This window comes from Bartonella sp. MR168JLCBS (assembly GCF_042194175.1).
Genome location: NZ_JBHIMP010000550.1, coordinates 315 through 589, shown reverse-complemented (window position 1 = coordinate 589; position 275 = coordinate 315). Strand labels below are relative to the sequence as shown.

Here is a 275-nt window from a genome sequence, read left to right as displayed (position 1 = left end):
TCTGAGTAACGATATTCCGCACGCACAATAAAATGATCTGTCATTGCAAAGTCAACACCACCACCAAGAGTGTAACCAATCATCGTCTTTGTATCATCTAAGGTAGTAGAAGCGGCATCTTCTCCAGTAATTGACATGGAGAAAATATCTTGAAACTGCCCATAAGCAATACCACCAGAGATATAAGGCATCATACGCTCAACAGGAAAACCAACTCGCACCCGTGTGGCGCCAGTCCATTTTTGTTTCAAAGTACGACTAAAAGTTAGATAATT

1 protein-coding gene is annotated in these 275 nt (G+C 41.1%); it reads right to left on the bottom strand.

What is annotated here, in order from left to right; translation table 11 throughout:
• Positions 1-275: outer membrane protein (locus ACFIK8_RS12595; protein ID WP_375669621.1), on the bottom strand; the 275-nt coding region annotated here is incomplete at both ends.